At 74.2% G+C, this 19,929-nt stretch carries 15 protein-coding genes; 8 read left to right on the forward strand and 7 right to left on the reverse strand.

Annotation, left to right across the window (positions count from 1 at the left end):
* Positions 1-106 precede the first annotated feature (106 nt).
* Positions 107-2,497: an ATP-binding domain-containing protein gene (locus OG500_RS30205; RefSeq protein ID WP_329584644.1), complete on the reverse strand. Its 2,391-nt coding sequence runs from the start codon at positions 2,495-2,497 to the stop codon at positions 107-109.
* Positions 2,494-3,474, reverse strand: a complete 981-nt coding sequence (locus OG500_RS30210; RefSeq protein WP_327070000.1) for an aldo/keto reductase — start codon at positions 3,472-3,474, stop codon at positions 2,494-2,496. Before OG500_RS30210 ends, OG500_RS30205 begins: the two co-directional genes overlap by 4 nt.
* A 329-nt stretch (positions 3,475-3,803) precedes the next feature.
* Here OG500_RS30210 and OG500_RS30215 point away from each other — a divergent pair, with 329 nt between their 5' ends.
* From OG500_RS30215 to mshC, 5 genes are all read left to right on the forward strand, one after another.
* Positions 3,804-4,850, forward strand: a complete 1,047-nt coding sequence (locus OG500_RS30215; protein ID WP_327070001.1) for an LLM class F420-dependent oxidoreductase — start codon at positions 3,804-3,806, stop codon at positions 4,848-4,850.
* A gap of 77 nt (positions 4,851-4,927) precedes the next feature.
* The gene (locus tag OG500_RS30220; RefSeq protein WP_327070002.1) at positions 4,928-5,641 is read left to right on the forward strand and encodes a histidine phosphatase family protein; all 714 of its coding nucleotides are present in this window, start codon (positions 4,928-4,930) and stop codon (positions 5,639-5,641) included.
* A 96-nt stretch (positions 5,642-5,737) separates the two neighbouring features.
* A complete protein-coding gene (locus OG500_RS30225) occupies positions 5,738-6,313 on the forward strand; it encodes a DUF3090 domain-containing protein (protein WP_327070003.1) in 576 nt (191 codons plus the stop codon).
* Between the two features lie 89 nt (positions 6,314-6,402).
* On the forward strand, positions 6,403-7,233 hold the full coding sequence (locus tag OG500_RS30230; protein WP_442789372.1) for an SCO1664 family protein: 831 nt from the start codon (positions 6,403-6,405) through the stop codon (positions 7,231-7,233).
* Between the two features lie 126 nt (positions 7,234-7,359).
* Entirely contained in the window at positions 7,360-8,589 is a 1,230-nt protein-coding gene (gene mshC, locus OG500_RS30235; RefSeq protein ID WP_327070004.1) for a cysteine--1-D-myo-inosityl 2-amino-2-deoxy-alpha-D-glucopyranoside ligase, read from the forward strand.
* Positions 8,590-8,702: 113 nt separating this feature from the next.
* Here the strand turns inward: mshC and OG500_RS30240 are convergent, their stop codons facing one another.
* From OG500_RS30240 to OG500_RS30255, 4 genes are all read right to left on the reverse strand, one after another.
* Positions 8,703-9,788, reverse strand: a complete 1,086-nt coding sequence (locus OG500_RS30240) for a slipin family protein (RefSeq protein WP_329584648.1) — start codon at positions 9,786-9,788, stop codon at positions 8,703-8,705.
* Between the two features lie 325 nt (positions 9,789-10,113).
* Positions 10,114-11,259 carry a PAC2 family protein gene (locus OG500_RS30245; RefSeq protein ID WP_329584650.1) on the reverse strand — a complete coding sequence of 382 codons (1,146 nt, stop codon included), beginning with the start codon at positions 11,257-11,259 and terminating at the stop codon, positions 10,114-10,116.
* 328 nt (positions 11,260-11,587) lie between these two features.
* Positions 11,588-12,415: an SGNH/GDSL hydrolase family protein gene (locus OG500_RS30250; RefSeq protein ID WP_327070007.1), complete on the reverse strand. Its 828-nt coding sequence runs from the start codon at positions 12,413-12,415 to the stop codon at positions 11,588-11,590.
* A gap of 63 nt (positions 12,416-12,478) precedes the next feature.
* A complete protein-coding gene (locus tag OG500_RS30255; RefSeq protein ID WP_327070008.1) occupies positions 12,479-13,255 on the reverse strand; it encodes a GNAT family N-acetyltransferase in 777 nt (258 codons plus the stop codon).
* Positions 13,256-13,442: 187 nt separating this feature from the next.
* Here OG500_RS30255 and OG500_RS30260 point away from each other — a divergent pair, with 187 nt between their 5' ends.
* Positions 13,443-14,069 (forward strand): mycothiol-dependent nitroreductase Rv2466c family protein, encoded by a 627-nt coding sequence (locus OG500_RS30260; protein ID WP_329584652.1) that lies wholly within the window; start codon positions 13,443-13,445, stop codon positions 14,067-14,069.
* 108 nt (positions 14,070-14,177) lie between these two features.
* Here OG500_RS30260 and OG500_RS30265 read toward each other — a convergent pair whose 3' ends face one another.
* A complete protein-coding gene (locus tag OG500_RS30265; RefSeq protein ID WP_329584654.1) occupies positions 14,178-15,041 on the reverse strand; it encodes an alpha/beta hydrolase in 864 nt (287 codons plus the stop codon).
* 313 nt (positions 15,042-15,354) lie between these two features.
* Here OG500_RS30265 and metH point away from each other — a divergent pair, with 313 nt between their 5' ends.
* Positions 15,355-18,870, forward strand: coding sequence for a methionine synthase (gene metH, locus OG500_RS30270; protein ID WP_327070011.1), 3,516 nt, complete (start codon positions 15,355-15,357; stop codon positions 18,868-18,870).
* Between the two features lie 90 nt (positions 18,871-18,960).
* On the forward strand, positions 18,961-19,665 hold the full coding sequence (locus OG500_RS30275; protein ID WP_327070012.1) for an HAD family hydrolase: 705 nt from the start codon (positions 18,961-18,963) through the stop codon (positions 19,663-19,665).
* Positions 19,666-19,929: the final 264 nt, after the last annotated feature.

Here is a 19,929-nt window from a genome sequence, read left to right on the forward strand (position 1 = left end):
CCACCCGGCCTACCCGGCCCACCCGGCCCACACGGCCTGTCCGGCCGCCGGGCCGAGGGTGTGCTCCGCAGCACCGCACCCCTCGGCCCGGCCCGGCCCGCAGCCGTCAGTACGCCTGTTCCGTGTGCTCCGCCAGGATCGCGCGCAGCCGGGTGGTGCGGGCGGCGGCCGGGCGCTCGGCGACGGCCTGGGCCAGCGCGGGGCCGGCGGCGTGCACCACGGACAGGTGGCGCTCGGCCCGGCTGAACGCCGTGTACACCCACTGACGGGTCAGCGCGGCGGCGGCGTCCTCGGGCAGCACCACGACCACGCCCGGCCAGCGCCGCCCGACGGCCTGATGGGCCGTCAGTGCCCAGCCGTGGCGCAGCCGGTCGACCTGGGTGGGCGGCAGCAGCAGTTCCTCGCCGTCGGCCAGGGCCAGCCGCAGCCCGGCGGCCTCGCCGCCGAGCACGGAGCCGGGGCGGTTCACCCCGGGCAGCGGGGAGTAGACCACCCGGTCACCGGGGTCGAAACCGGCGAACCGCCCGGGACCGGGGTTCAACTGGGCCTTGGCGGCGCTGTTGAGCGCGCGGGTGCCCGCCTCGCCGCCGTGGCCGGGGGTCAGCAGCACGGTCTGCTCGGCGGGAATGCCGAGCGCGCGCGGGATCGAGTCGGTGAGCAGCTGGACGGCGCGGTGGACGGCCTCGCCTGCGCCGCGCGCGGTGAGGATCACCACCTCCTTGTCCGGTGCCTCGACACTCTGCAGCTCACCGATGCCGATCCCGGAGACCAGCTCGCCGATCGGGCTCAGGTCAGGGGTGCGGGAGGCGACCACGGGGCAGGCCTTGGCGGCGAGCAGGTCGGCGAAGAGCCGGCCGGGACCGGCCGACCAGAGCTGGCCCGGGTCGCCGGACAGCACCAGCCGGGTGCCGTCCGCCAGCGCCTCCACCAGGGTGGCGGCCAGTTCGAGGTCGAGCAGCGGTGCGTCCTGGACGATCAACAGGTCGACGGCGAGCGAGCCGTCGTCGGCCCGGCCGGGAGCGTTGCCGACGGGGACGGCAGGGCCGGCGCCGCCCAGCAGTTCGGCCAGCGTCAGCGAAGGGGCGCTGCCGGTGGCCGTCCCGGCGGGCAGCAGCTCGGTCAGCGCGTCCCGGCCGTGCTCGCTCCAGGCGGCGGCCCAGGCCCGCAGCCCCAGGCCGCGCGCGGCGGCGAGCAGGGCGGCGAGTTCGGCGCGGGCGGCGGCGTCGCCGGTGTGCAGCACGAGCGGGTTCGCGGCGACGGCCCGCAGCAGGGCGGCGGCGGAGGACGACGGCGCGGCAGCGGCAGCGGCCTCCCACGCTTCGGCGGAGGGCCGCGCCGGGACGAGCTCACCAGCCGCGCCCTCGTCGACCGGCTCCTCGCCGGTCGCCCCTTCGCCGGCCGCCCCCTCGCCGGCTGCCTCTTCGCCGGTCGCCCCCTCGGCAGCGTCATCCCCACCAGCAGCCTCCGGCACGGGCGGCTCGAAGGTCGACATGATCCGGACCAGGCCGTCCGCCGCGCTGTCCTCGGCGAGCGCCAGGCGCTCCAGCGCGAGCAGCATTCGCACCGGAGGCTCCGCGTCCTCGGCGGCGGAGTGCGCGCCGGGGTCGGTCTCCTCCTCCTGAAAGGGCATCACCCGGCCGTCCAGCACGGCCTCCTGGAGCGCCTGCTCGGGTTCGGGCAGGCCGAGCTTGGCCAGCCCGGCCTGCAGTTCGTCCGCCTCCAGCGCGGAGTGGCCGCGGACGGCGGCCTGCTCCAGCAGCCAGACGGCCAGCGCCTGCCCCCGCCGCGGGTCGCCGGGGCCGGCCTGCTGGCCGAGCAGCGCGCGGGCGAAGCCGTCCGCCTGCTCGGGGCGTACCCCGGGAAGTGCGAGCAGCGCCCACGGGTCGGCGCGCAGGGCCTCGCCGGCGCCCTCGCCGAACGCGGTCAGGGCGGCCGACGCCAGCGCGGCGACGGCGGGCGCGGGAGCGCCGCCGGCCGTCAGCACCTCGCCGACGGCCCGCAGGGCAGCCGCCCGCGCCTCGTCGGAGGCAGCGACGGGAGCGGAACCAGCACCACCGGCGGCCCCGGACCCGGCGCCACCGCCGGAACCGGCCCCGTCACCGCTGCCGGCCCTGCCAGCACTCCCAGCTCCGCCGGCACCGCCCCCGATCGTCCGGATCGCCTCGGCCAGCGCGGCCACCTCCGCCGCCCGCCGCGCACCGCCGTCGGCCGCACCACCGTCGGCCCCGCCCCCCGCCTCAGCGCCCCCCGCCTCGGCGCCCGCCGCAGCCGGCACCGCCTCCGAACGCGGCTCGGGCACCGCCTCCACGCGCCCCTCGGCCCCCGCCACCGCGTCAGCCCCCGTCACCGCCCCGGCACCGGCCGCCTCGGCCCCCGCCACCCCGGGTGCCACCTCGGGCGCTGCCTCAGGTGCCGCCCCGGGCGCCGCCTCAGCTGCCGTCCGAGCCTCGGGCTCCGTCTCCTGCGGGCCCTCGCCCGGGTCCTGCGTCTGACTCACAGTTCGTTCCAGTCCTGATCAGGGTAGCGACGCACCGGCGCCGAGATGTCGTCGAGCGCACCGCGGATCTCATCCGGAAGCGTAAGCGCCTCCACCGACAGCGCCGCCTGCAGCTGTGCCGCCGTGCGCGCGCCGACGATCGCGCTCGCGGTGCCGGGGCGATCGCGCACCCACGAGAGTGCCACCGCCAGCGGGCTGCTCGCCAGGCCGTCGGCCGCGGTGGCCACGGCGTCCACGATGCGCCGGCTGCGATCGCCGAGGTAGGGCTGCACGAAGCCGGCCAGGTAGGGCGAGGCACCCCGGGACTCCTGCGGGATGCCGTGCCGGTACTTGCCGGTCAGCACCCCGCGCCCCAGCGGCGAGGAGGCGAGCAGTCCGACGCCGGCGTCCATCGCGGCCGGCAGCACCTCGCGCTCGACGCCGCGCTGCAGCAGCGAGTACTCCATCTGGGTGCTGGCCAGCGGCACCCGGCCCACGGCGCAGCGCTGCCAGGTCGCCGCCTTGGCGAGCTGCCAGCCGCTGTAGTTGCAGACGCCGACGTAGCGGGCCCGGCCGGAGCAGACGGCCAGGTCCAGTGCGTGCAGAGTCTCCTCGGCCGGGGTGCCCGGGTCGAACGCGTGCACCTGCCACAGGTCCACGTGATCGGTGCCCAGCCGGCGCAGCGAGGCGTCCAGCCCGGCGAGCAACTGTCCGCGCGAGGCGTCGAAGCGGCGCGTGGCGTCCGGCGCGCTGCCGGACTTGGTGGCGATCACCAGTTCGGAGCGCGGGATCAGACTGTCCGTCAGGCGGGAGAGCAGGTACTCGGCGCCGCCGTCGGCGTAGACGTCCGCGGTGTCGACGAGGGTGCCGCCGGCGTCCACGAACTCCTTCAACTGCTCGGCGGCCTCGTGCTCGTCGGTGTCCCGGCCCCAGGTCATGGTGCCCAGGCCCAGCCGCGAGACGCGCAGACCGGTGCGGCCGAGATGACGCTGCTCCATGGCAGGGTGACCCCCTCGATCGTGGTGTGAACGCCGCCGCCGCGCGCCGGTCCGCGGCGCTGGAAGCGCCTGCTCAAGGCGGCGGAAAGGACGGCGGACGGCGGCGGAAGGGACGGCGGAAGGCCGGCACTGCCGAGCGTAGTGGGCGGCCCGCGGCCCGCCGCGCAGACCTGCCGGGCAACGCTCCCGGACCTGCAGAAACGGTGCGCCCAGGCCGGTGGCGCACGGCGCGCGCGATGTGACCCGCGCCACTACTACCGGTCAGTAGCAGGCCCTCGCCCACCCGGCTACCCTCGGCTCCAAACCCCCTCCCGAAAGGCGTGGCAGCTATGCGACTTGGCATCAACCTCGGTTACTGGGGACTCGGTCTGGACGCCGACAACATCGCCGTCGCCCAGGAGGCGGACCGCCTGGGCTACGCGGTCTGCTGGGCCGCCGAGGCGTACGGCTCGGACGCGGCCACCGTGCTCTCCTACGTCGCGGCGAAGACCGAGCGGATCGACGTCGGCTCGGCGATCTTCCAGATCCCGGCCCGCACCCCGGCGATGACCGCGATGACGGCTGCGACCCTGGACACCCTGTCCGGCGGGCGGTTCCGGCTCGGGCTCGGGGTCTCGGGGCCGCAGGTCTCCGAGGGCTGGTACGGCGTCAAGTTCGACAAGCCGCTCGCCCGCACCCGGGAGTACGTCGAGATCATCCGCAAGGCGATGGCGCGCGAGCGGCTCACCCACGAGGGCGCCAACTGGACGCTGCCGCTGCCCGGTGGCCCGGGCAAGGCGCTCAAGCTCACGGTGGTGCCGGTGCGCGAGCACATCCCGCTCTACATCGCGGCGATCGGCCCGAAGAACCTGGAGCTGACGGGCGAGATCGCCGACGGCTGGCTCGGCATCTTCTTCTCGCCCGAGCACGCCGCGGCCTCGCTCGACCCGTTGGCGGCGGGCCGGGCCAAGGCCGGGCTGACCCTGGAGGGCTTCGACCTCTGCCCCACGGTGCCGATCTCGGTCGGCGAGGACATCGCGGCGGCCGCCGACACCCAGCGCGACTACACCGCGCTCTACATCGGCGGCATGGGCAGCAAGGACAAGAACTTCTACAACCAGCAGGCGCGGCGGATGGGCTTCGAGCAGGCCGCCGAGGAGATCCAGCGGCGCTATCTGACCGGTGACAAGGCGGGTGCCGCGGCGGCCGTGCCGCAGGAGCTGATCGACGCGACGGCGCTGCTGGGCACCAAGGAGCGGATCGCGGACCGGATGCAGGCCTACGCCGCGGCCGGTGTCACCACCCTCACCCTGTCCCCGGCGGGTTGGACGCTCGAGGAGCGGGTCGCGGCGCTGCGCACCGGCGTCGAGGCGCTGGAACTGGCCGGCCTCGCCTGATTCCTCCCGCCCGGCAGCGCCCCGTCGGGTACCCCTCGGCCTACGGACCGCCGCGCCCGGACCCGTAGGCTTGGGGCATGCCCACTCTCCTGTTGGTACGCCATGGCAGGTCGACCGCGAACTCCGCCGGGATCCTCGCCGGTTGGACACCCGGTGTGGACCTGGACGAGAACGGCCGGGCGCAGGCCGACGCACTGGTCGAACGGCTGGCCGGCGTGCCGCTGGCCGCGGCGGTGAGCAGTCCGCTGGAGCGCTGCCGGCAGACCCTGGCCCCGCTGCTGGCGGCCCGCCCCGAGCTGGGCGAGCCGACGCTCGACGAGCGGTTCGGCGAGTGCCACTACGGCGAGTGGACCGGGCGCCCGCTGGCCGAACTGGCGCTGGAGCCGCTCTGGCGCACGGTGCAGGACCACGCCTCGGCGGCTGCCTTCCCGGGCGGCGAGACGCTGCGGGCGCTGAGCCACCGCACGGTGGCCGCGGCCCGCGAGTGGGACGAGAAGATCGCCGCCGAGCACGGACCGGACGCGGTCTGGGTCGCCTGCACCCACGGCGACGTGATCAAGGCGGTGGTGGCCGACGCGCTCGGTCTGCACCTGGACCACTTCCAGCGGATCAACGTCGACCCGTGCACGGTCACCGCGATCCGCTACACCCCGCTGCGCCCGTTCCTGCTGCGCATGGGCGACACCGGCAACCTGCGCGGCCTGGCCCCGAGGCCGCACGCCAAGAAGGACGGGAACGCCGACGGCGCGAGCGGCGACGCGGTGGTCGGCGGCTCCACCGGCACCGACTGACCGGGGCGCCGAAGCCGTAGGGTGAAAAGGCGCGCCCGTCCCCACCCGCCCCAGAATTCCTGACCCCCGACCCGTTACACACCCCGGAGCGAGAGAGTGCCCCGACAGGTCTTCTTCTATGACCAGCCCGAGCGGTTCGTGGCCGGCACCGTCGGCCAGCCCGGCTCGCGGGCGTTCTTCCTGCAGGCCAGCGCGCGCGGCCGGATCACCAGCGTGCTGCTGGAGAAGACGCAGGTCGCGGCGCTCGCCGAGCGGGTCGAGGAGGTGCTGGACGAGGCGCTGCGGCGCAGCGGCGGGCAGGCGCCGATTCCGGCCATGGCGCCGACGGAGCTGGTCGACACCGCGCCGCTCGACCTGCCGCTGGAGCAGGAGTTCCGGGTCGGCACCATGGCGCTGGCCTGGGACAGCACCGAGGGGTACCTGGTGGTCGAGGCGCAGGCGGTGATCGAGGGGCCCGAGGACGCCGACGACGAGGAGGCCGAGCTGGCCTTCGAGGACGACGAGAACGGCCCGGACATGCTGCGGGTGCGGCTGACCGGTGCGATGGCCCGGGTCTTCGCCAAGCGGGCGCTCGACCTGGTGGCGGCCGGCCGCAAGCCGTGCCCGTTCTGCAACCTGCCGCTGGACCCGGAGGGCCACCTGTGCCCGCGTCAGAACGGTTACAAGCGCTGAACACCGACCAGGATCCGACGGACCAGGCCGCCCCCGCCGCCGAGGAGGGCCCGCGGCCGGACGGCGCGCCGGCCGAGGACGGCCCGGACATACCGGAGGCCGACCCCGCCACCGGCGCTGCCCTGGCCGCCGACGTCCCGGCCGCGCTGGAGCTGCTGCGCGACGGCGAGCTCACCGTGCACGGCCGGATCACCGACGCCTCCAACGCGGCGCTCTACTGCTCCCTCACCCTCGACGGCCTCTCGGCTCCGTGCGTCTACAAGCCGGTGGCCGGCGAGCGCCCGCTGTGGGACTTCCCCGACGGCACCCTGGCCGGGCGCGAGGTGGCGGCCTACGAGCTGGCCGCGGCCACCGGCTGGGCGCCGATCCCGCCGACCGTGCTGCGCGAGGGCCCGTACGGCTCCGGCATGGTGCAGATCTGGGTCGAGCCCGACCCCGGGGCGGCCCCGCTGCTGGCCCTGCAGGATCCGGCCGGGCCCGAGCAGGGCTGGCTGCCGATCATCGAGGCCCAGGTCGGCGAGGGCCGCACCGCGCTGCTGGTGCACCTGGACGACCAGCGGCTGCGCCGGCTCGCGGTGGTCGACGCGGTGCTCAACAACGCCGACCGCAAGGGCGGCCACCTGCTGTCGGCCGCCGACGGCCGGATCTACGGGATCGACCACGGCGTCACCTTCGCGGCGACCGGCAAGCTGCGCACGCTGCTCTGGGGGTGGGCCGAGCAGCCGCTGACCGAGGAGGCGGTGGAGATGCTGGACCGCCTGCGGGCCGAGCTGGCGGGCGGCCTGGGGGAGCGGCTGCGTCCCCACCTGACGCAGGTCGAGCTGGCGGCGACCCGTGAGCGGGTGGCGGACCTGCTGCGTGCCGGACGGCACCCGGTGCCCTCGCAGGAGTGGCCCTCGATCCCCTGGCCGCCGGTCTGAGCACCGGCTGCCGGCCGGCACGCCGACTGGCGGCGCGAGCTCCGGCCCGCCTGAGCGACCGCTTGTTTCAGCCGATTCCGCATACTGGTTAGCCTTTCAAATGATCGCAAGGTTAGAGTCATTTTCATGCATGCCTGGCCCGCCTCCGAGGTTCCCGCCCTGCCTGGTCAGGGACTCCCCCTGCGTATCCACGACACCGCCGCGGGCACGATCCGGGAGGTCGTGCCGAGCGGCCCGACCGCCCGCCTCTACGTCTGTGGCATCACCCCGTACGACGCCACCCACCTGGGCCACGCCGCCACGTACAACACCTTCGACCTGATCCAGCGGGTCTGGAAGGACGCCGGCCACGACGTCCACTACGTCCAGAACGTGACGGACGTGGACGACCCGCTGCTGGAGCGCGCGGTCGCCACCGGCCAGGACTGGACCGAGCTCGCCGAGCGCGAGACGGCCCTCTTCCGCGAGGACATGACGGCGCTGCGGATCCTGCCGCCGGCCCACTACATCGGCGCGGTCGAGTCGATCCCGTGGATCGTGCCGCTGGTCCAGAAGCTGCTGGAGAGCGGCGCCGCCTACCGGCTGGACGGCGACATCTACTTCTCGGTCGAGGCCGACCCCCGGTTCGGCGAGGTCTCCGGGCTGAGCCGCGAGGAGATGCTGCCGGTCTTCGGCGAGCGCGGTGGCGACCCGGACCGCCCCGGCAAGCGCCACCCGCTGGACGCGCTGCTCTGGCTGGCCGCCCGCGAGGGCGAGCCGGCCTGGGACACCGAGCTGGGCCACGGCCGCCCCGGGTGGCACATCGAGTGCGTGGCGATCGCGCTGGAGTACCTGGACATGTCCTTCGACATCCAGGGCGGCGGCAGTGACCTCGTCTTCCCGCACCATGAGATGGGTGCCGCCCACGCCCAGGCGGCCACCGGTGTCCACCCCTTCGCGCGGGCCTACGTGCACGCGGGCATGGTCGGCCTGGACGGCCACAAGATGTCCAAGTCGCGCGGCAACCTGGTCTTCGTCTCCGCCCTGCGCCGCGACGGGGTGGACCCGGCCGCGATCCGCCTGGCGCTGCTCGCGCACCACTACCGGTCCGACTGGGAGTGGACCAAGACCACGCTGGACGAGGCGCTGGAGCGCCTCGCCCGCTGGCGTGCCGCCGTCTCGCGCCCGGACGGGCCGTCGGCCGAGCAGCTGCTCGCCGAGGTGCGGGCCGCGCTCGCCGACGACCTGGACGCGCCCGCTGCGCTGGCCGCCGTGGACCGCTGGGCCGAGCAGCAGGCCGCCACCGGAGGCGAGGACACCGGCGCGCCCGGCCTGGTCTCGCGCACGGTGGACGCGCTGCTGGGCGTGGCGCTCTGACACGAGGGCGCTGACGCGAGAGCGCTGATGCGAGGGCGCTGACGCACCCGTCCCGACCCACCGGCTGTGACGCTGACCTTCGGCGCCGCGGCCCGGCACCGCGGTGGGTCTACCTACCGCCCGGTGTCCGGGCCCGCGGCGCCGCTGCCGTTGGGCGCGCCGGGCCCCCGGGCCGGACGGTGGCCGTTCGAGCCCGGGACGGTGAGCGCACCGAACTCCAGCGCCTCCTGACCGGGCACCTCCACCGACGCCACCGGCACCGGCGGCACGGATGGCACGGGCGGCACCTGCACGGGCGGCACCTCCACCGGTGGCACCTCCACGGCCGCCGCGGGCGGCACCTCCACCGGTGGCAGATCCGCAGGCTCGGGGGAATCCGGCGCGGCCGGAGCAGTGGCCGGCTCGGCGGTCCGCTCGCGCTGGGCCTCCTGGTTCTTCGTCGAGCTGTCCAGGAACCGCAGCAGCTCGACCGGGAACGGCAGCACCAGCGTCGAGTTCTTCTCGGCGGCCACCTCCACCACGGTCTGCAGCAGCCGCAGTTGGAGCGCGGCCGGGGTGGCGCTCATGATCGCGGCCGCCTCGGAGAGCTGCTTGGAGGCCTGGAACTCGCCGTCCGCCGTGATGATCCGGGCCCGCCGCTCGCGGTCGGCCTCGGCCTGCCGGGCCATCGAGCGCTTCATCGACTCGGGCAGCGCGACGTCCTTGATCTCCACCCGGTCGATCTCGATGCCCCAGCCGAGTGCGGGGCTGTCCAGCATCAGTTCCAGGCCCTGGTTGATCGGCTCGCGGTTGGCCAGCAGGTCGTCGAGCTCGCTCTTGCCGATGATCGAACGCAGCGAGGTCTGGGCGACCTGGGAGATGGCGAACTGGTAGTCCTGCACGTTGACGGTGGCGCGCACCGGGTCGACCACCCGGAAGTAGACGACCGCATCCACCCGGACCGTCACGTTGTCGCGGGTGATGCCCTCCTGCCCCGGGATCGGCATGGTGACGATCTGGACATTCACCCGGCGGATCCGGTCGGCCACCGGCAGCAGCATCACCAGGCCGGGATCACGGATCTGGGAGCGGACCTTGCCGAAGCGGAACACCACACCGCGCTGGAACTGCTGCACCACCCGGATGCTCAGTGCCCCCCAGGCCGCGCCCAGCACGACGAGTACGCCGATCGCCCCCAGGATCGCATCCAGGATCAACATGGCTGATCACCTCGGCCCGCACCGGTTCGGACCTCCACGGTACTCCGCAGGTGGGACGGACGAGGCGGGCCCGAACCCGCCAGGCCAGGCCCCGCCGGACCAGCCGCCGCCCCGCCGCCCAGGCCCCCGCACCGCCGGCGCCGCCCCCGGGCCGACCCGCCGGCCCGGCCCCGCCGACCGGTGCGGACCGGCACGCCGCCCATGGCGGAAAATGGTCTAGACCCTTGACAGGTATCGGTCCTGACGGGTGGACTGGTCGCGGTCGATGACCGGCGGCTGCCCGACGCCGGTCATCGACCGCAAGCAGCCGGCTGCTGACCCGTGCTCAGCGGGTGCTGCCCTTGCCGTCGGCCCCGTCCGCCCCCGCGCCGTTGGTGTCCGCGCCGTCCGCGCCGGCGCCGTCCCGATCCGCACCGTCGGTTCCTCTGCCGTCCGGCCCGTCGCTCGCGCCGCCCTCGGCCCCCTCGTCGCCGGCCTCGCCGTCGCCCGCGCGGTGCTCGCCGCCGTGCTGCTCGTCCGCGTCCGCGTCCGCGTCCGGCTCGGTGCCGCCGGTGCTCGGGCCGCTGGGGCCGTCGGCCCCGCGTTCCGCGATCGCCCGCCCGGCCACCGGCTTCTCGCCCGCCGGGCCCTGGTTGTCCCGGCGGCGCAGATAGCGCTCGAACTCCCGCGCGATCGCCTCGCCGCTGGCCTCCGGCAGCTCGGCGGTGTCCTGCGCCTCCTCCAGCTGCTGCACGTACTCGGCCACCTCGCTGTCCTCGGCGGCCAGTTGGTCCACGCCCAGCTGCCAGGCCCGGGCGTCCTCGGGCAGTTCACCCGGCGGGATCCGCAGGTCGAGCAGGTCCTCCAGCTTGTTCAGCAGCGCCAGCGTCGCCTTCGGGTTCGGCGGCTGCGCCACGTAGTGCGGCACCGCGGCCCAGAGCGTCACCGCGGGCACGCCCGCGTGCGCGCACGCTTCCTGGAGCACGCCGACGATGCCGGTCGGCCCCTCGTAGCGGCTCTCCTCCAGGTCCAGCCGCCGGGCCAGGTCCGCGTCCGAGGTGACACCGCTGACCGGCACCGGGCGGGTGTGCGGGGTGTCCCCGAGCAGGGCGCCGAGGATCACCACCAGCTCCACTCCCAGCTCGTGTGCGAAGGCCAGCAACTCGTTGCAGAACGAGCGCCAGCGCATGCTCGGCTCGATCCCGCGCACCAGGACCAGGTCCCGCGGGGTGGGGTCGGTCAGCCGGACCACCGAGAGCCGGGTGGTCGGCCAGGTGATCCGGCGCACGCCGCCGTCCAACCAGACCGTGGGCCGGTTGACCTGGAAGTCGTAGTAGTCCTCCGCGTCCAGGGCGGCGAACACCTTGCCGCCCCAGGTCTCGTCCAGTTGTCCGACCGCCGTGGAGGCGGCGTCGCCCGCGTCGTTCCAGCCTTCGAAGGCACAGACCATGACCGGGGCGATCAACTCGGGAACATCTTCCAGCTCGATCACCCAGCGTCTCCCTCCGGCCGGCGCGACCGCCTCTGCCGCCCCGGGACCGGTTCACGGCGACCCTGCGGGCAGTTGCGGACGACCGGCTGCCGACTGCTCTCCTCACGTGGAACGCTCCGTTCCACGGACCCTACCTGCCCAGCCTACGGGCTTTGAAGCGCGCCGATCCCGACGGGCCACCGGCCTGCGGGGGCCGTGGGGACATGCGTGCGGACAGTCTCGGCCGCCCGTCCCACGAGTGCCACTGGTTATCGCGCGCGGGTCACCCCGCGCGGTCCGCCCGGGGCTGCCCCGGGGCAGCCCCGGGACGGCCCCGCCGCGCGGGCCGTCAGCCGCCCAAGGCGTCCGACACTGCCGGGAGGTAGCCGTGCGCCTGGCCCTCGGAGGTGGGGTGGAAGGACTCCCACAGGTGCAGCAGCACGATGCCGGTGATCCACTCGGAGCCGCCCGGCGCGCACACGCCGTGCCCGTCGAAGGCGGCCCGCGGGTCGGCGAACCGCGCGTGGTGCGCGCCGGCCTGCTGCTGGATCAGCTCGTCGAGCCGGTCGGTCAGCTGGTTGAAGCGCGCCCGGCGCGATTCGGTGCCCGCCCAGCAGGTGCCGGCCGCCTTGGCCTGGAGCAGGTGCGGATAGCCGGTGACCACCACCCGGGCGCCCGGCGCCGCCTGCGCGATCGCACCGAGCAGCTGGTCGTACTTGCCCGGCAGGGTGTCGCGCAGCAGCTGCGCGCTGTGGTCCAGTGCGCCGTTGCAGGCGCTCTCGGTGGTCAGCGGCTGCAGGCAGTGGACCACCGCGTCGCTGAAGTCGAGGTCGTTGCCGCCCACGGTCAGCGTCACCTCGCCGGTGCCGGCGGGCAGTTGGGGGAGCTGGCCGGTGCGGACGTCGTCGGTGGTCGCCGAACTGCAGGCGCGGTCGGTGAACGCGCCGCCCGGGTGGGCCGCGGCCCACAGCGCCGGGTACGCCCGGGTGCTGCGGTGGCAGTCGCCGCTGGCCGGGTCGTAGGAGCCGGCGGCGACGCCGGCGGCGTAGGAGTCGCCGAGCGCCACATAGCCGGTGGGCGCGGCCGCGGCGCGTGGTGCGACGGCCAGGAACAGCAGGGGGAGTGCGGCGAGAGCAGCCAGTCCGCGGCGGCTCGTGCGGTGGCACGGAGAGCTCATGGCCACGCATCGTAGTGGTTCGACCGCGATGCGTGTCCGAGGCTCACGGCTGTCGGCGAGGCCTCACGGCTGACAGATGAAGGGTGTGGTGACGCTGAGCGCGGTGAAGCCGAGCCGGGCCAGGATCGGGCGGCTCTGGTCGGAGGCGTCCACCTGGAGGTAGCGGTAGCCGCGCTCGACCGCCAGTCGCGCGCGGTGGGCCACCAGCGCCCGGTAGATGCCGCGCCCGCGCCACTCGGGCGCGGTGCCGCCGCCCCACAGGCCGGCGAACGAGCTGCCCGGCAGCATCTCCAGCCGGGCGCCGCAGACCGGCTCGTCGCCGGCCAGCGCGACCACCACGGCGAGCGTCTGCGGGGCCTCGGCCAGTTGGTCGAGCAGTCGCCGGGTGAGGTGCGAGCCGTCGCTCTCGAAGGCCTGCTCGTGGGCCCGGGCCAGCAGGTCGATGCCCGTCCGGTCGGTCTCGGTGCGCAGCCGGATCCCCTGCGGCAGCTCGACCTCGCCGGTCAGGGCAGCGGCCTCGGCCACCATCAGCGTCTCGGCCGGCTCGGGGACCAGGCCGGCCGCGCGCAGCCGGTCGGCCAGGTCGGCGGGGCGGTCGTGGCTGTAGTGCTTCCACTCGAACTCCCGGCCCAGTGCGCCGAAGTAGGCCACCTGCTCGGCGATCGCCGCGTCGGCACCGGCCTCGTCCAGGTCCGACCAGAGGACGGCGGACCAGCCGTGCTCCCCGCCGTCCTGGCGCACCACGCCACCGACCCGCTCGACCACGGCGCCCGGCCCGTCCGGCGGCATCTCCTGACGGGCCTCACGGTCGAATCTGGCCAGCACGTGCGCAGCATCCATGCGGTCAGCAGAACAGCACGGGCGCTCGGTGGCAACTGGTTTTCCCCGTGCCCCGTCGCCGTGGTCACGGGTCCGGCCCGAGGCCGGGGCACCCACCGAACGCAGTGCGCGGCGGCTGCCCGTCGGCCGGTGGCCGAAAATCGACGGCCGGTGCCGGACGTCGGACCAGCGTCCTATCGTTGGGCCCATGACGACTTCCGACCAGAGCCCGACGACCAAGGTCGACTTCTACTTCGACCCGATCTGCCCCTTCGCCTGGATCTCCTCCCGCTGGATCCTGGAGGTGGAGAAGCACCGCGACCTGGACCTCAACTTCCGGGTGATGAGCCTGTCCGTGCTGAACGACGGCCGCGAGGACCTGTCCGAGCAGTACAAGGAGCTGCTGGGCCGCGGCTGGGGCCCGGTCCGGGTCTGCATCGCCGCCGCCGAGCAGCAGGGCCCGAAGGTGCTGCGCGACCTCTACACCGCGCTGGGCACCCGGATCCACAACGGGGACAACAAGGACTACTCCGAGGTCATCCCGCAGGCGCTGGCCGAGGTCGGCCTGCCGGCCGAGCTGGCCGCCGCCGCGAACAGCACCGAGTGGGACGAGGCGCTCAAGCGCAGCCACCACGAGGGCATGGACGCGGTCGGCGAGGACGTCGGCACCCCGACCATCCACATCGACGGGGTGGCCTTCTTCGGCCCGGTGCTGACCGCGATCCCGCGCGGCGAGGAGGCCGTCAAGGTCTTCGACGGCGCCCGCCTGCTGGCCGGTTTCCCGAAGTTCTTCGAGCTGAAGCGCACCCGCACGGGCGAGCTCGACTTCAGCTGAGCCCGGACGCCGCCGGGGCCCGACGGCCACTGCCGACGGGCCCGGCGGCGTGCTCGGCCCCGGCGTGCTCGGCCCTCGACCCGCGGTGCGCTCGGTCCCCCGGAGCGGTCAGCACCCCAGTTCGCGGGCCAGGAACCGCACCGAGGCGGTCACCAGCGCCGGTACGTCCGGACAGCCCGCGAAGATGTGCGCCGCACCCGGCACCAGGCGCAGTTCGGCGCGCCCGCCCGCCTTGAGCAGCTCCTCGTGCAGCCGCTCGCTGTGCGCGCTCGGCACCGTCACGTCGGCCAGGCCGTGGATCAGCAGCGCCGGCGGCGGGTCGGCCGGCACCTGCGCCACCGGGCTTGCCTGCGCGGCGAGTCGGGCCAGCTCGCGCGGTGCGCCGCCGAGCAGCCGCCCCTCGCTGGAGTCCGGGTCCAGGGGTGAGCGGACCGACAGGTCGGTGATCGGGTACCACAGCACCAGGGCGGCCACGCCCTTCGCGCCGTCCGCCCCCTCGGCCGAGCGTTCGCCGGCGCCGCGCGCATCGGCGAACGCCGCCAGCGCCGCGAGCGCCGCCCCCGCCGACTCGCCCCACAGCGCGATCCGCCCGCCGTCCAGCCCGAGCGTCGCCGCGTTGCGCCGCAGGAAAGCCAACGCCGCTGTCAGGTCGGCCAGTTGTGCCGGGAACCGGGCCTCGCCGGAGAGCCGGTAGTCGACCGTGGCGACCGCGATCCCGGCCCCGGTCAGCGCCGCCCACAGCGCCCCGGGCGGCACCGTCTCCGGCGGGTGGCGGCGGTCGCCGGAGTGGAAGCCGCCACCGTGCACCCAGACCACCAGCGGCACCGCGGCGCCGTCGGCCGGGGCCGGTGGCAGGTGCAGATCGAGCAGCAGCGGCCGGAACCCGGGCTCCACCGCGTAGGTGAGCCCTTCGAAGACGAGTCCGCCCGCAGCGGACTGACGCGGTATCACCATCGGAGGATCAGCAGACATGCCGGCCACGCTACCCGGCTGCCGCGCCGACCCCGCCGGACCGGCCCTCGGCCGTGCGACCTGGCGTGCGACCAGCCGTGCGACCGGCCTCCGGCCGCCCCGGCGACCCCTGCCGGCCAGGCCGGCGCGGACCTGCCACAGCCCGTCCGCCGTCCTCACGCGAACCGTCGCCGCGGTTCCCGGACTCACCCCGATGGCCCACGATTCGGAATGCCCGCGATGGACGGTGCCCGAGCCGGATACGCTGACGGGGTGCGTCCCCGTTCGGAGGGGACCGCATAGCCGACAGCCGTCGCACCCAGGGAGTAGCCCCATGGCCACCAGTGTCCCCTCAGCTGCCCAGTCAGCCGCCCAGCAAGCCCGCGCCACCGCGCTGCGCGAAGCCCTCGCCAGCCGGGTCGTCGTCGCCGACGGCGCGATGGGCACGATGCTGCAGGCGCAGAATCCGACCCTCGCGGATTTCCAGGACCTGGAGGGCTGCAACGAGATCCTGAACGTCACCCGGCCCGACATCGTGCGCGGGGTGCACGAGGCGTACTTCTCGGTCGGCGTGGACTGCGTGGAGACGAACACCTTCGGCACCAACTACGCGGCGCTGGGGGAGTACGACATCCCCGAGCGGATCTTCGAGCTGGCCGAGGCCGGTGCCCGGATCGCGCGCGAGGTGGCGGACTCCTTCAGCACCGAGGACCACCCGCGCTGGGTGCTCGGCTCGATCGGCCCCGGCACCAAGCTGCCGACCCTGGGGCACACCACCTTCGAGCTGGTCCGCGAGGGATTCCAGCAGAACGCAGCCGGCCTGCTGGCCGGCGGTGCGGACGCGCTGCTGGTGGAGACCAGCCAGGACCTGCTGCAGACCAAGGCGGCCATCCTGGGCTGCAAGGCGGCGCTCGCCGAGGCCGGCCTGGACGTGCCGGTGATCTGCTCGGTGACGGTGGAGACCACCGGCACCATGCTGCTCGGCTCCGAGATCGGCGCCGCGCTGACCGCGCTGGAGCCGCTGGGCATCGACTACATCGGCCTGAACTGCGCCACCGGCCCGGCCGAGATGAGCGAGCACCTGCGCTACCTGGCCAAGAACGCCCGGATCGGGCTCTCCTGCATGCCGAACGCGGGCCTGCCGGTGCTCGGCAAGGACGGCGCGCACTACCCGCTGACCCCCGCCGAGCTGGCCGACGCGCACGACACCTTCACCCGCGAGTACGGCCTCGCGCTGGTCGGCGGCTGCTGCGGCACCACCCCCGAGCACCTGCGCCAGGTGGTCGAGCGGGTGCGCGGCCGGGAGGTCGTCCGGCGCGACCCGCGCCCCGAGCCGGCCGCCGCCTCGCTCTACCAGTCCGTCCCGTTCCGCCAGGACACCTCCTACCTGGCGATCGGCGAGCGCACCAACGCCAACGGCTCCAAGAAGTTCCGCGACTCGATGCTGGCCGGCGACTGGCAGGCCTGCGTGGAGATCGCGCGCGGCCAGATCCGCGACGGCTCGCACCTGCTGGACCTGTGCGTCGACTACGTCGGGCGCGACGGGGTGGCCGACATGCGCGAGATCGCCGGCCGGCTGGCCACCGCCTCCACCCTGCCGATCGTGCTGGACTCCACCGAGCCCGCCGTGCTGCGCGCCGGGTTGGAGCAGCTGGGCGGCCGGGCCGTGCTCAACTCGGTCAACTTCGAGGACGGCAACGCCCCCGACTCCCGCTTCGGCCGGATCGCCTCGCTGGCCCGCGAGCACGGTGCGGGCGTGATCGCGCTGACCATCGACGAGGAGGGGCAGGCGCGCACCGCCGAGACCAAGGTGGCGATCGCCGAGCGGCTGATCGAGGAGCTGACCCGCGACTACGGGATCGAGGAGGGCTCGATCCTGGTCGACTGCCTGACCTTCACCCTCGGCACCGGCCAGGAGGAATCGCGCCGCGACGGCATCGAGACCATCGAGGCGATCCGCGAGCTCAAGCGCCGCCACCCGGGCGTGCAGACCACGCTCGGCCTGTCCAACATCTCCTTCGGCCTGTCGCCCGCGGCCCGCCAGGTGCTGAACTCGGTCTTCCTGCACGAGTGCGTGCAGGCCGGCCTGGACTCGGCGATCGTGCACGCCTCCAAGATCCTGCCGATCGCCCGGATCCCCGAGGAGCAGCGCGAGGTCGCCCTCGACCTGGTCTACGACCGCCGCCGTGACGGCTACGACCCGCTGCAGAAGCTGCTCCAGCTCTTCGAGGGCGTCTCCTCCGCCTCCAGCGCGGCCTCCCGGGCCGAGGAGCTGGCGGCGCTGCCGCTGGAGGAGCGGCTCAAGCGCCGGATCATCGACGGCGAGCGCGAGGGCCTGGAGGCCGACCTGGACGAGGCGCTGACCCAGCGTCCGGCCCTGGAGATCGTCAACCAGACGCTGCTGGACGGCATGAAGACGGTCGGTGAGCTGTTCGGCTCGGGCCAGATGCAGCTGCCCTTCGTGCTGCAGTCCGCCGAGGTGATGAAGAACGCGGTGGCCCACCTGGAGCCGCACATGGAGAAGTCCGACGACGAGGGCAAGGGCACCATCGTGCTGGCCACCGTCAAGGGCGACGTCCACGACATCGGCAAGAACCTGGTGGACATCATCCTGTCCAACAACGGCTACACCGTGGTCAACCTTGGCATCAAGCAGCCGGTCTCGGCGATCCTGGAGGCCGCCCAGGAGCACCAGGCCGATGTGATCGGGATGTCCGGACTGCTCGTCAAGTCCACCGTGATCATGAAGGAGAACCTGGAGGAGCTCAACCAGCGCAAGCTGGCCGCCCAGTACCCCGTGATCCTGGGCGGGGCCGCGCTCACCCGCGCCTACGTCGAGCAGGACCTGCACGCCATCTACGAGGGCGAGGTCCGCTACGCCCGGGACGCCTTCGAGGGCCTGCGGCTGATGGACGCGCTGATCGCGGTCAAGCGCGGGGTGCCGGGGGCCGCGCTGCCCGAGCTGCGCCAGCGCCGCCACGCCCGGGTGGAGGTGACGGAGCCGGAGGAGGTCAACCTCGGCCAGGTCCGCTCCGACGTGTCGGTGGACAACCGGCTGCCCACGCCGCCGTTCTGGGGCGACCGGATCGTCAAGGGCATCCCGTTCGCCGACTACGCCTCCTGGCTGGACGAGGACGCGCTCTTCAAGGGCCAGTGGGGCCTGAAGGCCGCGCGCAGCGGCGAGGGGCCCTCCTACGAGGAGCTGGTGGAGACCGAGGGGCGCCCGCGGCTGCGGATGTGGCTGGACCGGCTGCAGACCGAGGGCTGGCTGGAGCCGGCCGTGATCTACGGCTACTACCCCGCCAACTCCAAGGGCGACGACCTGATCGTCTACCACGAGGACGGCACCGAGCGGACCCGCTTCACCTTCCCGCGCCAGCGGCGCGGGCGGCGGCTGTGCCTGGCGGACTACTTCCGCCCCGAGGAGTCCGGCGAGCGCGACGTGGTGGGCCTGCAGGTGGTCACCATGGGCAACCGGGTCTCCGAGGCGGCCAACGAGCTGTTCGCCGCCAACGCCTACCGCGACTACCTCGAACTGCACGGCCTGTCCGTCCAACTCGCCGAGGCGCTGGCCGAGTTCTGGCACGCCCGGGTCCGCTTCGAGCTGGGCTTCGGCGACGAGGACCCGCAGGACATCCGCGACATGTTCCAGCTCAAGTACCGCGGTGCCCGCTTCTCGCTCGGCTACGGGGCCTGCCCCGAGCTGGAGGACCGGGCGAAGATCGCCGAGCTGCTGAAGCCGGAGCGGATCGGCGTGGTGCTCTCCGAGGAGTTCCAGCTGCACCCCGAGCAGTCCACCGACGCGATCGTCATCCACCACCCGGAGGCGACGTACTTCAACGCGCGGTAATCCACCGGTCGCGCGCCGTTCGCCAGGGTGCGCGTATCCTGGACGACCCCGTGACACCGGCGGGGCCCAGCAGCGAAGGGGCGTGCCCGCATGACGACCGTCGACACCAGCATCCCGAACCTCGGTGCCCCGGGCGCCAAGGGCCCGCAGGCGGTGCTGGTGGACATGGACGGCACGCTGGTGGACACCGAGCACTTCTGGTGGGAGGCCGAGGCTTCGCTCTTCGCGGACCTCGGCCACCCGCTGGACGACACCCACCGGGTGCAGCTGGTCGGCGGCCCGATGAGCCGGGTGATCGACATCCTGCTCACGGCCACCGGGCTCGAACTGGACCCGGCCGAGGTCGCCGCCGGGATCAACCGGCGCTTCGTCGAGCTGCTGGACGGCGGGGCGCCGCTGATGCCCGGGGCCGCCGAGCTGCTCGCGCTGCTGGTCGAGCACCGGATCCCGGCGGCACTGGTCTCCGCCTCGCACCGGCCGATCATCGACCTGGTGCTGAAGAACCTCGGCGACCACCCGTTCGCCTTCTCGGTGGCGGGCGACGAGGTGGCCCGCACCAAGCCGGACCCGGAGCCGTACCTGACGGCGGTGCGCCGTTTCGGCGCCGAGCCCGGTCGCTGCGTGGTGATCGAGGACGCCCCGCTGGGCGTGGCGGCCGGCGAGGCGGCCGGCTGCCCGGTGATCGCGGTGCCCTCGGTGGCGCCGATCGCCGCCGCGCCCGGTCGCATCGTGCTGCGCTCGCTGGCCGACCTCGACCTCGCCCTGCTGCGCTCGGCGGTCACCGCCCGCGTGTGACGCTGATCACCTCGCAACCCCGAGCCCGCATCCCACTGGGCCGATCGGTTCGGGTCGAAACAGGACATCGGCGACAAGTCGCTGAAACTCCCAGCGATTTCTCATACTCCGTATGCGCTCTGCGGTCAAACGACCGGCCGGTCGTGTGGCAGGCTGCTGCGATCTATCCCGACACGCTTGGGCAGAGCGTGTGGGGCGATCCCTGATCCGGGGCTGCCCTTCGGCCTGCCCGCCGGCTCCATCCCGACCGGCCCGCACGGAGAA

It is taken from the genome of Kitasatospora sp. NBC_01250 (assembly GCF_036226465.1).
Classification (GTDB): domain Bacteria; phylum Actinomycetota; class Actinomycetes; order Streptomycetales; family Streptomycetaceae; genus Kitasatospora.

Bases quoted from the DNA above. Each gene is read 5' to 3' on its own strand.
- OG500_RS30210 (WP_327070000.1), bottom strand. From the start codon at position 3,474: ATGGAGCAGCGTCATCTCGGCCGCACCGGTCTGCGCGTCTCGCGGCTG.
- OG500_RS30215 (WP_327070001.1), top strand. From the start codon at position 3,804: ATGCGACTTGGCATCAACCTCGGTTACTGGGGACTCGGTCTGGACGCC.
- OG500_RS30220 (WP_327070002.1), top strand. From the start codon at position 4,928: ATGCCCACTCTCCTGTTGGTACGCCATGGCAGGTCGACCGCGAACTCC.
- mshC (WP_327070004.1), top strand. From the start codon at position 7,360: ATGCATGCCTGGCCCGCCTCCGAGGTTCCCGCCCTGCCTGGTCAGGGA.
- OG500_RS30240 (WP_329584648.1), bottom strand. From the start codon at position 9,788: ATGTTGATCCTGGATGCGATCCTGGGGGCGATCGGCGTACTCGTCGTG.
- OG500_RS30250 (WP_327070007.1), bottom strand. From the start codon at position 12,415: ATGAGCTCTCCGTGCCACCGCACGAGCCGCCGCGGACTGGCTGCTCTC.
- OG500_RS30255 (WP_327070008.1), bottom strand. From the start codon at position 13,255: ATGGATGCTGCGCACGTGCTGGCCAGATTCGACCGTGAGGCCCGTCAG.
- OG500_RS30260 (WP_329584652.1), top strand. From the start codon at position 13,443: ATGACGACTTCCGACCAGAGCCCGACGACCAAGGTCGACTTCTACTTC.
- OG500_RS30265 (WP_329584654.1), bottom strand. From the start codon at position 15,041: ATGTCTGCTGATCCTCCGATGGTGATACCGCGTCAGTCCGCTGCGGGC.
- metH (WP_327070011.1), top strand. From the start codon at position 15,355: ATGGCCACCAGTGTCCCCTCAGCTGCCCAGTCAGCCGCCCAGCAAGCC.
- OG500_RS30275 (WP_327070012.1), top strand. From the start codon at position 18,961: ATGACGACCGTCGACACCAGCATCCCGAACCTCGGTGCCCCGGGCGCC.